The sequence below is a fragment of the Neisseria sp. P0009.S007 genome (assembly GCF_051962515.1).
The window spans coordinates 1-548 of sequence record NZ_JBQCVF010000838.1 but is presented as its reverse complement, the minus strand read 5'-3'; the positions used below and the strand labels follow the sequence as shown (position 1 = coordinate 548).

Below are 548 nucleotides of genomic sequence, written 5' to 3'. Positions count from 1 at the left end.
GGTGCTGCCGCTGTCGCCGTTGAAGGTCAGACCTTTGGTATCAACGGTGGTTTTGGCATCCACACCTTTTTGGATGTCGTCTTTGGTGTCTTGCGCCAAGTCGATGCTGTAGTCGGTCACGTTGTTCGCGTCTTCTGCTGAAGCAGTGACGGTCACTTTGTCCGAACCTGCGCTCGCAGTCGTGCCTTTGGCGTTGACGGTATAGATGTCTTGGCCGTTGGCGCCGGTCGTTTTCACCACGTCTTTGATGTTGGTGCCGGCTGCAACTTCGGTACGGGCAGCGGCGCTTTGCTGTTTCAGCTGGCTGTAGTTGACGGCGTCGGTGTCATCGGTACCGGCGGCAACATTGGTAATCTTGTTGCCGGCGGCATTGATGCCTGACTTGGTCACACTCGGGCCACCGGTAATGGTGAGGCCGTCTGAATTCAGTTTGCTGTCGCCTGCGGTGACGCTGTCAACAGTGATGTCTTTGGCCAGTTTCAGCTGTGCGCCACCGGCTACGGTTTCGCTGATGATGTTGCTGTCGCCTTTGACATTGATGGTGTCGC

General features: G+C 56.6%; 1 pseudogene. It reads right to left on the bottom strand.

Annotation, left to right across the window (positions count from 1 at the left end):
* A pseudogene (locus ACTHS3_RS16685) lies at positions 1 to 548 on the bottom strand (hypothetical protein); the annotation flags it as partial.